The following is a 12,608-nucleotide window of genomic DNA, read 5'->3' on the forward strand; positions in this document are numbered from 1 at the left end:
GGGGGGCTTTTTCCCCTTGGGGCGGCCCGGCGGGGAAAAGTCTTCTATGCTCCCGGGCCATTAAACCGATTACGATCCTTGGGTGCGACCTGATACGCAACGCCAATGCGTTGCGCTGTTCGGGTGGCGCCTGAGGCGAAAAACCCCGTCTTTTCAATATTCTGGAGTGTTACGCACATGCCTGTGCACGAAATCCGCCATCCCTTGATCCGCCATAAGCTCGGGATCATGCGTCGCGCCGACCTCAGCACCAAGAGCTTTCGAGAGTTGTCGCAGGAAGTGGGCGCGCTGCTGACTTACGAAGCGTCCAAGGACCTGCCGCTGGCGCCGGCCACCGTGGAAGGCTGGTGTGGCCAGGTTCAGGTCGAGAAGATCGCCGGCAAGAAAGTCACTGTGGTGCCGATCCTGCGCGCCGGCATCGGCATGCTGGATGGCGTGCTGAGCCTGATTCCGGGCGCCAAGGTCAGCGTGGTGGGCGTGGCCCGCAACGAAGAGACGCTGGAAGCGCACACCTATCTGGAACGCCTGGTCGGTGAACTGGACCAGCGCCTGGCGCTGATCGTCGATCCGATGCTGGCGACGGGCGGTTCGATGGTTGCCGCCATCGACCTGCTCAAGCGCGCCGGCTGCAAGGAAATCCGCGCGCTCGTCCTGGTGGCGGCGCCCGTGGGCATCGACGCCGTGCTGGCCAAGCATCCGGATGTGCATATCTACACCGCATCGATCGATGACGGCCTGAACGAGCACGGATACATCATGCCGGGCCTGGGCGATGCGGGTGACCGGATCTTCGGTACGACCCAGAAGACAGAGTGACGCGTATCGGATGATGGGTTGCGCGCGGACTGCGGGCCAAGCACCAAGCCGCCCGGCGCGCGCAACCTTTCAAACGGCGCCGCGCACGTAACTGACGCGCGTAACGGATCAAGCCGCCAGCCGTTGCGGCCGGCCATCGATATGCTGGCCGAACCACTGCAATTGCGGCGCCAGGCCGGCGACTTCTCCCACGATCAGCAGCGCGGGCGACCGGATTGCGTGCTCGGCGGCCAAACGGGGCAGTTCTGCAAGCGTGCCCGACAGCACGCGCTGTTCGGGCCGGCTGCCGTTTTCGATCAGCGCGAACGGCGTCTGGGCTGCGCGCCCGTGGCGCAACAGGCGTCCGGTCAGCAGATCCAACTGGCCAACCCCCATATAGAACGCCAGCGTCTGCCGCTCGCGCGCCAGCGCAGGCCAGTCCAGGTTGTCTTCGTCCTCACGGCAATGCGCCGTGATCAGCCGGACCGACTGCGCATGCTCGCGGTGCGTCAGCGGGATGCCCGCATAGGCCGCACAGGCCAGCGCAGCGGTGATGCCGGGCACCACTTCATAGCGCACGCCATGCGCGCGCAGATATTCCAGTTCTTCGCCACCCCGTCCAAAAATGAACGCGTCGCCGCCTTTCAGACGCACTACACGGCGGCCTGCCTGCGCATGCTCCACCAGCAGGGCGTGGATGCGCGCCTGGGTCGCGTGGTGGTTTTCGCCCGGAAGCTTGCCGACCGGCACGCGGTCGGCATCACGGCGCGCCAGCGCCATGATGTCGTCGCTGACCAGGCGGTCATACAGGATGACGTCGGCTTCGTTCAAGGCGCGCAGCGCCTTCAGCGTCAATAGCCCGGGATCGCCGGGGCCTGCCCCCACCAGCACCACGCTGCCGTCGGCGGGCGCCAGCGGCGCAGCCAGGGCATCGACCAAGGCGGCCTCAGCCCGGGTGGGCTGCTGCTGGCGCAGGAAGCCGGCTACGGGGCCGTCCAGCAGCCAGTCGTAGAAGCGGCGGCGCGCGCCCAGGTCGGGGTGGCTGGCACGAATGCGCTTGCGGTAGGTGGCGGCCAGGCCGGCCAGTTGGCCCAGCGTGTGGTCGAACAGCGATTCGATGCGTTCGCGGATGCGCCGCGCCAACACCGGCGCCACGCCCGAGGACGAAATGGCCACGATGACGGGCGACCGGTCGACGATGGACGGTACCTGGAAGGAGGACAGTTCCGGGTCGTCCACCACGTTGGTGAAGATGCGGCGGGCGCCGGCGGCTTCAGACACCGCGGCGTTGGCGGCGCGGTCGTCGGTGGCGGCGACCACCAGCCAGACGTCGTCCAGCCAGGCGGCATCAAACCGCCCGGCCAAATGGCGGATGCGGCCTTTGGCGGCCAACGCAGCCAGCGCGGGCGTCAGTTCCGGCGCACCCACGACGACTTCGGCCGAGGCTTCCAGCAGGGCGAGCGTCTTGCGCTCGGCCACCGCGCCACCGCCCACCACCAACACCAGCCGCGCTTTCAAGTCGGCAAAAATCGGGAAAAGCTTCATCAAATGCCCGCCCCGGGCGTACCCGGCGAAATATCAGACGATCATAGGGAGCGGGTTTCATCCCCACAACTTTTGATTTCATGAATCCATATAGCTAAAAATCATGTAGCTAGCCCTTGCCCAGCCATTGGCTCATTTCGACGACCTCGCGGGCGACTTCCCCCAAGCGCTTCTGGCTCTGCATGGCGCGTTCGCGCAACAGGCGGTGCGCCTCATCCTCGGGAATGGCGCGCGCCTTCATCAATATTCCTTTTGCCCTTTCGACCCATTGCCGGTCGGCCAGGCGCAGTTGCGCGTCGCGCAGTTCTTCGCGGCGAGACTTCTCCATGGCGAAACGCTCGATCGCCACCGTCAGCAGCGGTTCGATCCGGGCGGCCGGCACGTCGCCCACCACATAGGCCGCGACACCCGCGCGCAGGGCGCTGCGGATGGTGTCCCGGTTGCCGTTGTCGGTGAACATCACGACCGGGCGGTCGCTGTGCTCGCTGGCCACACAGACGTTTTCCAGCGTGTCGCGCCCGGGGGCGTCGCTGTCGATCAGCACGACGTCGGGGGCGGCCTCGGCGATGGCGGCGGCCAGGTCCATGCCGGGCGCCACTTCCGCGACGATGCGCACGCCCGCCGCGGCAAGCGTCTGCCGCAGCGACACCGCGCGTCCCTCGCCATCGTTGAGCAGCATGACTTTCAGCATGAGATCCCCCAGATGCTTTCAGTCATGCAAGTTCCGTGCCATCTCGATGGCGTGCGGGGATCAGCGCCCGGGCACAGCCGCAGGGCCTCAGCCGCACAGGCGTGGTGCGCCGCCGCATCGATGGATGCACCAACTTGGTTCGCGCCTGGTGCGCCGGGCCAACGCGGCGCGCGCGCGGCGTTCGTGTAAAGCCAACGCTGGCGCGGGATTTGGGCAGGTATGGGGAAAAATAACGCAGTTGGCACGGTGATTGCTTAAGTGGAATCAGGGGGCCAACGGCGGTCGCCCGACGCAACGCGCCGCACCACGCGGCTAGGAACAACGACGTTCCGCAGCGCCAATGGACTGGGTTCCATGGCGCGCGGAACGTTTTTTTTTGCCAGGAGCCATGCATGACGCCAGTGACACGTAGCCCCTCCACCCGACCCGCCACCCGCGCGGACCTGACCGCTGACGCCGGCCGCCGCAAGTGGTTGAGCGGAACGGCGCGCGCGGTGGCGGGCGCCAGCCTGCTGTCGCTGGTTGATCCGCTGGTGCGCGCAGGCGCCTGGGCGGCAGGCACCGACGCGCCTGAGAAGACCGAGGTGAAGATCGGTTTCATCCCGCTGACCGATTGCGCTTCGGTCGTGATGGCGTCGGTGCTGGGCATCGACAAGAAGCATGGCGTGACGATCACGCCGTCCAAGGAAGCCTCGTGGGCCGCGGTGCGCGACAAACTCATGAACGGCGAGCTGGACATGGCGCACGTGCTGTACGGCCTGGTCTATGGCGTGCATCTGGGCGTCGGCGGGCCGAAGAAGGATATGGCAGTGCTGATGAACCTGAACCAGAATGGCCAGGCGATCACGCTGTCGAACAAGCTGCTGCAAGCCGGCGCGCGCGACGGCGAATCGCTGGCCAAGCTGATGGCGGCCGACAAGCGTGAATACACCTTCGCGCAGACCTTCCCGACCGGCACGCACGCCATGTGGCTGTACTACTGGCTGGCGACCTACGGCATCCATCCGATGCAGGACGCGAAGGTCATCACGGTGCCGCCGCCGCAGATGGTGGCCAACATGCGCGTGGGCAACATGGACGGCTTCTGCGTGGGCGAACCCTGGGGGGCGCGCGCCATCATGGACAAGATCGGCTTCACCGCCGTGACCACGCAAGGCATCTGGCAGGATCATCCCGAAAAGGTCCTGGGCACCAGCGCGGAATTCGTGTCGCGCAATCCGAACACGGCACGCGCCGTCACTGCAGCGATCCTCGAGGCCGGCAAGTGGATCGACGCGTCTGCCGCCAACCGCCAGAAGACGGCCGAAACCATCGCCGCGAAGTCCTATGTGAACACGGACGCCAGCGGCATCGTCGACCGCATGCAGGGCCGCTATGACGACGGGCTGGGCAAGACGTGGACCGACGAGCATGCGATGCGCTTCTACGCCGACGGTGCGGCGAATTTCCCGTATCTGAGCGACGGCATGTGGTTCCTGACGCAGCACAAGCGCTGGGGCCTGTTGAAGGAGCATCCGGACTATCTGGCGATCGCCAGGCAGGTCAACCGCATCGACCTCTACAAGCAGGCGGCGTCGGCCGCCGGCGTGGCGCTGCCCGCCAGCGAAACGCGCAGTTCCAAATTGATCGACGGCGTCGTGTGGGACGGCAACAACCCCGCGGCCTATGCCGACGGATTCAAGGTCAAGGCCTGAGGCCGGTAAAGAAAAGGGGCATGCAATGTCTACCGTAACGAATGTGGGCCGCGGCGAGGCGATCTTCGCCGCGGGGCGCGAGCGGCTGGAGTCCGTGCTGAAGGCCGTCGCGGGCCCGGTGGCCGGCTTTGCGCTGTTCGTGCTGGTGTGGCAGGTGGTGGCCATGCGGATTCCGGAGATCCCGACGCCAGGGGTGACCTGGCACGCGGCGGTGGAACTGTTCTCGGATCCGTTCTATGACAACGGCCCCAACGACAAGGGCATCGGCTGGAACCTGCTGGCGTCGCTGGAGCGCGTGGCGATCGGCTTCGGGCTGGCTGCGGTGGTCGGCATCCCGGTCGGCTTCGCCATCGGCCGCTACGCCGCGATCAGCGCCATGTTCTCACCCATCGTCAGCCTGCTGCGTCCGGTGTCGCCGCTGGCCTGGCTGCCCCTGGGGCTGCTGTTGTTCAAGGCGGCCAATCCGGCTGCGATCTGGGCCATTTTCATCTGTTCGATCTGGCCGATGATCATCAACACCGCGGTAGGCGTGTCGCGCGTGCCGCAAGACTATCTGAACGTGGCGCGGGTGCTGAACCTGTCGGAATGGAAGGTCACGACCAAGGTGCTGCTGCCGGCGGTGCTGCCCTACATGCTGACGGGCGTGCGCCTGTCCATCGGCACCGCGTGGCTGGTGATCGTGGCGGCGGAAATGCTGACCGGCGGCACGGGCATCGGCTTCTGGCTGTGGGACGAGTGGAACAACCTGAAGGTCGAGCACATCGTCATCGCCATCTTCGTGATCGGCATCGTGGGGCTGCTGTTGGAAACCCTGCTGGTCGCGCTGGCCCGCCGCTTCACCTATACCGAGGAATAGGCCATGAAGAAATTCGTACGCATCGAACGCGTGGGTCAGACGTTCACCACCCGCAAGGGCGTCTTCGTGGCGCTGCGCGACATCGACTTGACCGTGGAGCAGGGCGAGTTCATCACGCTGATCGGCCATTCGGGTTGCGGCAAGTCCACGCTGCTGAACCTGATCGCCGGGCTGACGCGCCCCACCAGCGGCGTGCTGCTGTGCGCTGAACGCGAGATCACCGGGCCCGGGCCGGATCGGGCCGTCGTGTTCCAGAACCACTCGCTGCTGCCGTGGCTGACCTGCTTCCAGAACGTGTACCTGGCGGTGGAACGCGTCTTTGGCGGCAAGGAGAAGCGCCCGCAACTGGCTGAGCGCACCCGCGCCGCGCTGGAACTGGTGGGTTTGCTGGCGGCGCAGAACAAGCTGCCGCGTGAAATTTCGGGCGGCATGAAACAGCGCGTGGGCATTGCGCGCGCGCTGGCGATCGAGCCGGGCGTGCTGCTGATGGACGAACCGTTCGGCGCCTTGGACGCGCTGACGCGTGCGCACCTGCAGGACGAATTGCTGAAGATCGTGGCCAAGACGCGCACCACCACCATCATGGTCACGCACGATGTGGACGAGGCGGTGCTGTTGTCCGACCGCATCGTCATGCTGACCAACGGCCCGGCGGCGACCATCGGCGAGATCCTGCCAGTGCCGCTGCCGCGGCCGCGCGACCGCTTGCGGTTGGCCAATGACGCGACCTATCTGGCGTGCCGCGCCTCGGTCGTGGATTTCCTGCATCGCCGCCACGGCAATCCCGAACGCTCGCGGGCGGCGGCGCAGGCCAATGCCGTCCTGGACGCCACGGCCGCGGAGGGCAGCGGCGCCCAGGCCGCGACCCGCGCGGCCGCTTGAAGGCCAGCCACGGAGGCCGTCATGGGTGCAAAGCAGAAGCTGGTGGTGGTGGGCAATGGCATGGCGGGCATCCGCACGGTGGAAGAACTGCTGGCGCTGGCGCCTGACCTGTACGACATCACGGTGTTCGGCGCCGAGCCCCACACCAACTACAACCGGATCCTGCTGTCGCCCGTTCTGACCGGCGAACGCACCTTGCAGGACATTGTCCTGAACGACGAGGACTGGTACGCGCGCCACGGCATCCGCTTGCTGCGCAACCGCAAGGTGACGCACGTGGACCGACTGCGCCGCATCGTGCACGCCGATGATGGAACCGAGGCGCCCTATGACCGGCTGCTGCTGGCCACGGGGTCGAACCCGTTCATCCTGCCCGTGCCGGGCGCCGACCTGGACGGCGTGGTCGCCTTCCGTGATATCGGCGACGTGAACCGGATGATCGAAGCGTCCTCGCGCTATCGGCACGCCGTCGTGATCGGGGGTGGGTTGCTGGGCCTGGAAGCGGCCAACGGATTGGCCGCGCGAGGCATGGAGGTGTCGGTCGTGCATTTGGGCGAAGCGTTGCTGGACCGCCAGCTGGACGGCGCGGCGTCGGCGATGCTGCGGCACAGCCTGGAGGCGCGCGGCCTGACGTTCCTGCTGGGCCGCCAGACCCAGGCGATCCTGGCGGGCGACGACGGCCGGGTTCGGGCGCTGCGTTTTGCCGACGGGCAGGAGATTGCGGCGGACCTGGTGGTGATGGCCGTGGGCGTGCGCCCGAATACGGAGCTGGCCGCGCGTTGTGGCTTGCACGTTGACCGGGGCGTGGTGGTCACCGATACCCTGCAGACCTACGACCCGCGCATCTACGCGGTCGGCGAATGCGTCAGCCATCGCGGCACCGCGTACGGGCTGGTCGCGCCCCTGTTCGAGCAGGCCAAGGTCGCGGCCAACCATCTGGCCCTGCAGGGCATCGGGCGCTACGAAGGCAGCGTGGTCTCGGCCAAGCTCAAGGTCACCGGCATCGATCTTTTTTCCGCCGGGGATTTCGCGGGGGGCGCAGAGACGGAAAGCATCACGGTGGCCGACGCGCTGGATGGCGTCTACAAGAAGCTGGTGATCCGCGGCGACAAGCTGGTGGGCGCCTGCTTGTACGGCGACACGGCGGACGGCGCCTGGTATATGCGGCTGATCCGCGACGGGCAAGACATCGGCGGCCTGCGAGACCAGTTGATGGCGGGCGAAAGCGCGGCAGGCGGGTAGGGGAATGGCCATGCCGTCGATCGTCCGGATTCCGGTCGTGAATGCCGGGACCGCTTCCGAGGTGTCATCGGTGTGCTGTTATTGCGGCACCGGTTGCGGCGTGCGCGTCCAGGTGCGGGACGGCGCCGTGTTGCGGGTGCGCGGCGACGAGGCGCACCCCGCCAATCATGGAAGGCTGTGCAGTAAAGGACTGGCGTTGGGCGACACGGTGAGGCGCGACGGCGCGCGCGTGCTGTCGGCGCAATGGCGCGAGGCTCGCGGCCAGCCGATGCGGGACATCGCGCTTGGGCGGGCCCTGGACATCGCGGCGGAAAGGCTGGCCCAGGCGATCCAGTCCCACGGCCCCGACGCCGTGGGCTTCTATCTGTCGGGCCAGTTGCTGACCGAAGACTATGCCGTCTTCAACAAGCTGGCGCGTGCGCTGGTGGGCACCAACAACATCGACACCAATTCCCGCCTGTGCATGTCGAGCGCGGTGTCTGGCTACAAGCGCACGCTGGGCGCGGATGCGCCGCCTGCCTGCTATGAGGACCTGGAACTGGCGGACACCGTGCTGATCGCCGGCTCGAACATGGCGTACGCGCATCCCGTGCTGTTCCGCCGCCTGGAGGCGGCGCGCGCGCGGCGGCCGGGCATGAAGGTGGTCGCGGTCGATCCGCGGCGCACGGACACCGCGGCGTTCGCCGACCTGCATCTGCCGATCGCGCCGGGCACCGACGTCGCCCTGTTCCACGCCATGCTGCATGTCATGGTGCGCGAGGGCCTGGCCGACTTCGGTTATATCGAACGCCACACCGAAGGTTTCAAGCCCCTGCTTGCGCGCGTGGAGGCATTCCCGCCGGAAGAGGCGCAGCGCATTTGCGGCGTGCCCGCCGCCGACATCATCCAGGCGGCCCGCTGGTTCGGCAGTGCGGATGCGGCGCTGTCGCTGTACACGATGGGGCTGAACCAATCGACCCGCGGCACGGACAAGAACGCCGCACTGATCCATCTGCATCTGGCGACGGGCCAGATCGGCAAGCCGGGCGCCGGCCCGTTTTCGTTGACAGGGCAGCCCAACGCGATGGGGGGCCGCGAGGCCGGCGGCATGGCCACCTTGCTGCCGGGGCATCGAGACCCCGCGTCGGCGGCGGATCGCGCCGAAGTGGCCGCCCTGTGGGGCGTGGATGGCCTGCCCGAGACGCCGGGCACGCCCGCTTTGGACATGTTCGATGCGGTCCTGGCAGGGCGCATCAAGGTGCTGTGGATCGCCGCGACCAATCCCGCGCAGTCATTGCCGGACCAGGCGCGAGTGCGCGCGGCGCTCGAGCGTGCCGAATGCGTCATCGTGCAAGAGGCGTTCGCCGGCACGGAGACGCTGGCCTACGCCGATCTGGTGCTGCCTGCGGCGACCTGGCCCGAGAAATCCGGCACGGTCACGAATTCCGAACGTCGCGTCAGCCGGGTGCACGCGGCGATCGACCCGCCCGGCGACGCGCAGCCGGATTGGCGGCTGGCCCAGGCCGTGGCATTGCGGCTGGCCGCCCGCATCGCGCCCGACAAGGCGGCGCGGTTCGCCTATCGCGATGAAAGCGAGGTGTTCGCCGAACACGCCCGCATGACCGCGGGCCGCGACCTGGACTACAGCGCGCTGGACTACGAGGTCCTGCGCTGCGACGGCCCGCAGCAATGGCCCTATCGCCCGGGGCAGGGCACGGCGCGCCTGTACGCCGATGGCGTCTTCCCCACGCCCAGCGGGCGCGCGCGCTTTTGCGATGTGGACTATCTGCCGCCCGCTGACTTGGTGACGCCCGAATTCCCGCTGCAGCTGACGACGGGCCGCTTGCGCGACCACTGGCACACCATGGCGCGCACCTCGCTTGCCCGCGTCTTGACGCAGCATGTCGAAGAGCCTTGGGTGTCGCTGCATCCGGACGATATGCGGCGGTTGATGCTGGAGCCCGGCGCGCTGGCGCGGCTGCGTTCCCGGCGCGGCAGCGTGGTGCTGCCGGTGCGCGCGGACGATAGCGTGCAACGCGGGCACGCATTCTTGCCGATGCATTGGGGCAGCGGTTTCATGGCGGGCCTGGGCGTCAATGCGTTGACGAGCCCCGCCGCCGACCCGGTGTCGCATCAGCCTGAATTGAAGTTCAGCGCGATCGGCGCCGAACCCGCCCGGCTGGCGTGGCAGGCGGCGGGCTGGATGCAGGGTGACGGTGCCGCGCTGCGCGTGCGGCTGGCGCCATGGCTGCGCCGCTTCGATTACGCCGTGGTGCTGCCTGTTGGCGCGGGCGGCGTGCGGATCCGGCTGGCGGCGGAGACGACGCCGGAGCCTGCGCTTTTCGCGGAGCTGGCGGACGCGCTGGGGCTGACGTGCGCCGATGTCGTGTTCGATGATCCGGCGCGCGGCAGGATGCGCCGGGTGGCGGCGGCGGAGGGTGTCTTGCGGGCATTTCTGCTGACGGGCGATCTGCGCGCGCAGGACGCATTGCTGGCCTGGGCGGCGGGCGCCGCCGCGCCGGCCAGCGTTTCCGGCCTGCTGACCGGCCGGCTTGCAGGCGCTGCGCGGTCACGTACGGTCTGCGTCTGCGTGGGGGTGAGCGAGGCGGCGATTCTGACTGGCATCGGGCGCGGCTGCGACCTGCAAGCGCTGAAATCCTCGCTGGGCTGCGGCACGGGTTGCGGTTCATGCGTGCCGGAAATCCAGTCGCTGATCGCCCGGATACCGGCCGCCGGCGTGGCGGCGTAGCCCGTCGGATCGCCATGGATGCGGTCACGAGTGGACATACGCCGGGCACGGCAACCGGTGTAGTATCAAGCCAGCCGTCGCGCGTAGCGGACGGCGCTATCTGATTTCTGGAGTGGCTTGTACGATGCGAAAAATGGCATCCCTGATTTTGGCGGCCGGCGCGCTGGGCGCGGCCGCTTCGGCGCAGGCCGGCGTTTGCGATGCGCAGTTCATGCATGATGGGGGCGCGGTGCAACTGACCGGCTCGGGCAATCTGTCGCTGGGCGCCGACCTGACCTTCGCCGAAGTTACAAAAAGCAATGGCGACAACTGCCGCGCGCGCGTGCAGGGCGTGGCCACCTTCAGCTATGCCGGCTTGCCGCCGGGCAAGTCCAAGTTGGACTACCTGATGACGGTCAAGGGCGGCCAGGCCACCTTCCTGAAATACGCCAGTGCCGGCGAGGCCCCGAAGCCTTCCGAAGGCCAGTTCGACCTGCGCATGCTGGGTCTGTTCGCCTACGACGGCAAGCTCAACGCCGGCCAGAAGTTGCCCGGTTCGTCGTTCCGCCTGAAGATCGGCAAGGAAGCGCCGGTGGGCGGCCAGCCCAGCACCACGGTGCGCATCGGCGAGAAGACCGTTGGCCAGAAGACCTCGGTCAACACCGCGCTGGGCCAGCAGTCCTGTCACCCGATCTCGTATACGCGCAACTCGGATCCCACGATGGCCACGTTCCAGGGCCTGACCATTCCGATCCCCGGCATGAACACCACGGTCACCGATTGGTACTGCCCCGCCGTGAACCTGGTGATGAAGCAGGACATCGATCAAGGCGGCGTGAAGTCCGCAGTTGAAATTACGCAGATCAAGTAGCACACAGTAGCAAGCACGCCATGCAGCGGGCATGGCGGCTGGTATGATGGTTTTGTCATAGACACACAACAGGAGCTCAAAAAATGGCCACGAGAAAATCCGAAGAAGTCGCAAAAGAAAAACTCATCGACAGTGTCAAGACCAGTTTGAATGACGCGGAAAACCTGCTGCGCGAAGCAGCCGGCACCACCGGCGACAAGGCAAACGAATTGCGCGACCGCGCCATGACTTCGCTCAAGCGCACCCGCGAAGCCCTTTACGAGGCGCAGGACGCCGTGCTCGAACGCGGCCGCAAAGCCGCCCGCGCCACGGACGACTACGTGCATGACAATCCCTGGCAAGCCATCGGCATCGCAGGCGTGACCGGCCTGCTGCTCGGCTTGCTGATCAGCCGCCGCTGATAAGGCTTGAACGTCCGGGCGGGCGGCGCCGGCGTTGTGCCGCGTTGCCCGCCCGGCGTTCTTGACGCCATGGGTCTACGAAAATCTGTTTTCGGAGTCGCGTCCAGCCTGGTCGGGCTGTTGCGCACGCGCCTGGAGTTGCTGACGCTGGAGGCCGCCGATGAAAAGGCGCGCCTGCTCAAAGTGCTGGGCATGGCGTTTGCTGCGCTGCTCTTCCTGACGTTGGCGGTGCTGGTGTTCACCGTGACGGTGGCGGTGCTGTTCTGGCCTACCGAAGACCGCTATCTGGCCCTGGGCCTGCTGGCGGCCTTCTACGGCATTGTCGGCATCGGCCTGTTGCTGGCGGTACGCCACGCGCTGGTCTATGGCGCGCCGCCGTTCGCGGCGACGTTGGAAGAGCTGGGCCGCGACGCGGAACTGCTGGACCGGATTCGCGATGCGCAAGACGACGACGCACCGGCCGCGCGCCGGCGCGAGGAGGGCTGAGCCATGTCGAAAAGGTCTCCTACCGTTGATCGCGCGGTCCGCATCGAACTGCTGCGCGCCCGCGCAGCCATCGAACGCGAATCGTTGGCGCAAAGCATCGTGAGCACCAGCCACAAGCTGGAGCCTGCCTCGATCATCCGGGGCTTGCTGCCCAGGCTGGCCTCGGGCGGCGCCTCGCGCTGGGCCTTGCAGGCGATCACGCTTGCCCGCCGCTATCCCCTGGTCAGCTCGTCCTTGTCCACCATGCTCATGCGCGGCGGCAAGCGGTTCAAGCTGCTCAAGATCGCCGGCGGCGCGCTGGTGGGCTGGCAGGTGTACAAGCTGTGGCAAAGCTCAAGAGAGGGCGGGGAATAGGACGCGCGGCAGCTAAAGCGCGTCAGCAGGCCCGGGTCAGCAGACGCGCTTTCCGCCCACCCGCCCAATAAAAACCCCGCTTCT

Annotated in this window: 11 protein-coding genes and 1 pseudogene; 10 read left to right on the forward strand and 2 right to left on the reverse strand. The window is 67.2% G+C overall.

Features of this window, described 5'->3' with window-relative positions; translation table 11 throughout:
- Window positions 1-177 precede the first annotated feature (177 nt).
- Window positions 178-816, forward strand: coding sequence for a uracil phosphoribosyltransferase (upp, locus tag ACO6D5_RS21265; RefSeq protein ID WP_006222717.1), 639 nt, complete (start codon window positions 178-180; stop codon window positions 814-816).
- Between the two features lie 108 nt (window positions 817-924).
- On the opposite strand, the gene cysG is transcribed toward upp, so the two are convergent.
- On the reverse strand, window positions 925-2,340 hold the full coding sequence (gene cysG / locus ACO6D5_RS21270) for a siroheme synthase CysG (protein ID WP_485826451.1): 1,416 nt from the start codon (window positions 2,338-2,340) through the stop codon (window positions 925-927).
- A gap of 109 nt (window positions 2,341-2,449) precedes the next feature.
- Window positions 2,450-3,031 carry an ANTAR domain-containing response regulator gene (locus ACO6D5_RS21275; RefSeq protein ID WP_315846182.1) on the reverse strand — a complete coding sequence of 194 codons (582 nt, stop codon included), beginning with the start codon at window positions 3,029-3,031 and terminating at the stop codon, window positions 2,450-2,452.
- A gap of 392 nt (window positions 3,032-3,423) precedes the next feature.
- Between ACO6D5_RS21275 and ACO6D5_RS21280 the strand changes: the two genes are divergently transcribed.
- The 9 genes and pseudogenes from ACO6D5_RS21280 (at window position 3,424) to ACO6D5_RS21320 (ending at window position 12,524) form a co-directional block, all read left to right on the forward strand.
- The gene (locus ACO6D5_RS21280) at window positions 3,424-4,725 is read left to right on the forward strand and encodes a CmpA/NrtA family ABC transporter substrate-binding protein (RefSeq protein WP_485826452.1); all 1,302 of its coding nucleotides are present in this window, start codon (window positions 3,424-3,426) and stop codon (window positions 4,723-4,725) included.
- Between the two features lie 25 nt (window positions 4,726-4,750).
- A complete protein-coding gene (gene ntrB / locus ACO6D5_RS21285; RefSeq protein WP_315846184.1) occupies window positions 4,751-5,581 on the forward strand; it encodes a nitrate ABC transporter permease in 831 nt (276 codons plus the stop codon).
- 3 nt (window positions 5,582-5,584) lie between these two features.
- Window positions 5,585-6,463 (forward strand): ABC transporter ATP-binding protein, encoded by an 879-nt coding sequence (locus ACO6D5_RS21290; RefSeq protein WP_485826453.1) that lies wholly within the window; start codon window positions 5,585-5,587, stop codon window positions 6,461-6,463.
- Between the two features lie 21 nt (window positions 6,464-6,484).
- Window positions 6,485-7,699, forward strand: a pseudogene (locus ACO6D5_RS21295) (NAD(P)/FAD-dependent oxidoreductase); the annotation flags it as partial.
- A 10-nt stretch (window positions 7,700-7,709) separates the two neighbouring features.
- Window positions 7,710-10,433 (forward strand): nitrate reductase, encoded by a 2,724-nt coding sequence (locus ACO6D5_RS21300; RefSeq protein WP_485826454.1) that lies wholly within the window; start codon window positions 7,710-7,712, stop codon window positions 10,431-10,433.
- Window positions 10,434-10,557: 124 nt separating this feature from the next.
- A complete protein-coding gene (locus tag ACO6D5_RS21305; protein WP_485826455.1) occupies window positions 10,558-11,283 on the forward strand; it encodes a hypothetical protein in 726 nt (241 codons plus the stop codon).
- 83 nt (window positions 11,284-11,366) lie between these two features.
- Complete coding sequence (locus tag ACO6D5_RS21310) at window positions 11,367-11,684, forward strand: ElaB/YgaM/YqjD family protein (protein WP_006222726.1); 318 nt, start codon at window positions 11,367-11,369, stop codon at window positions 11,682-11,684.
- A gap of 69 nt (window positions 11,685-11,753) precedes the next feature.
- Window positions 11,754-12,170 (forward strand): phage holin family protein, encoded by a 417-nt coding sequence (locus ACO6D5_RS21315; RefSeq protein ID WP_315846188.1) that lies wholly within the window; start codon window positions 11,754-11,756, stop codon window positions 12,168-12,170.
- Window positions 12,171-12,173: 3 nt separating this feature from the next.
- Window positions 12,174-12,524 carry a hypothetical protein gene (locus ACO6D5_RS21320; RefSeq protein WP_315846189.1) on the forward strand — a complete coding sequence of 117 codons (351 nt, stop codon included), beginning with the start codon at window positions 12,174-12,176 and terminating at the stop codon, window positions 12,522-12,524.
- Window positions 12,525-12,608: the final 84 nt, after the last annotated feature.

This window comes from Achromobacter sp. (genome assembly GCF_057314935.1).

Excerpts from the sequence above, each read along its gene's own strand:
- upp (WP_006222717.1), top strand. The coding sequence starts at position 178 with ATGCCTGTGCACGAAATCCGCCATCCCTTGATCCGCCATAAGCTCGGG.
- cysG (WP_485826451.1), bottom strand. The coding sequence starts at position 2,340 with ATGAAGCTTTTCCCGATTTTTGCCGACTTGAAAGCGCGGCTGGTGTTG.
- ACO6D5_RS21275 (WP_315846182.1), bottom strand. The coding sequence starts at position 3,031 with ATGCTGAAAGTCATGCTGCTCAACGATGGCGAGGGACGCGCGGTGTCG.
- ACO6D5_RS21280 (WP_485826452.1), top strand. The coding sequence starts at position 3,424 with ATGACGCCAGTGACACGTAGCCCCTCCACCCGACCCGCCACCCGCGCG.
- ntrB (WP_315846184.1), top strand. The coding sequence starts at position 4,751 with ATGTCTACCGTAACGAATGTGGGCCGCGGCGAGGCGATCTTCGCCGCG.
- ACO6D5_RS21290 (WP_485826453.1), top strand. The coding sequence starts at position 5,585 with ATGAAGAAATTCGTACGCATCGAACGCGTGGGTCAGACGTTCACCACC.
- ACO6D5_RS21300 (WP_485826454.1), top strand. The coding sequence starts at position 7,710 with ATGGCCATGCCGTCGATCGTCCGGATTCCGGTCGTGAATGCCGGGACC.
- ACO6D5_RS21305 (WP_485826455.1), top strand. The coding sequence starts at position 10,558 with ATGCGAAAAATGGCATCCCTGATTTTGGCGGCCGGCGCGCTGGGCGCG.
- ACO6D5_RS21310 (WP_006222726.1), top strand. The coding sequence starts at position 11,367 with ATGGCCACGAGAAAATCCGAAGAAGTCGCAAAAGAAAAACTCATCGAC.
- ACO6D5_RS21315 (WP_315846188.1), top strand. The coding sequence starts at position 11,754 with ATGGGTCTACGAAAATCTGTTTTCGGAGTCGCGTCCAGCCTGGTCGGG.
- ACO6D5_RS21320 (WP_315846189.1), top strand. The coding sequence starts at position 12,174 with ATGTCGAAAAGGTCTCCTACCGTTGATCGCGCGGTCCGCATCGAACTG.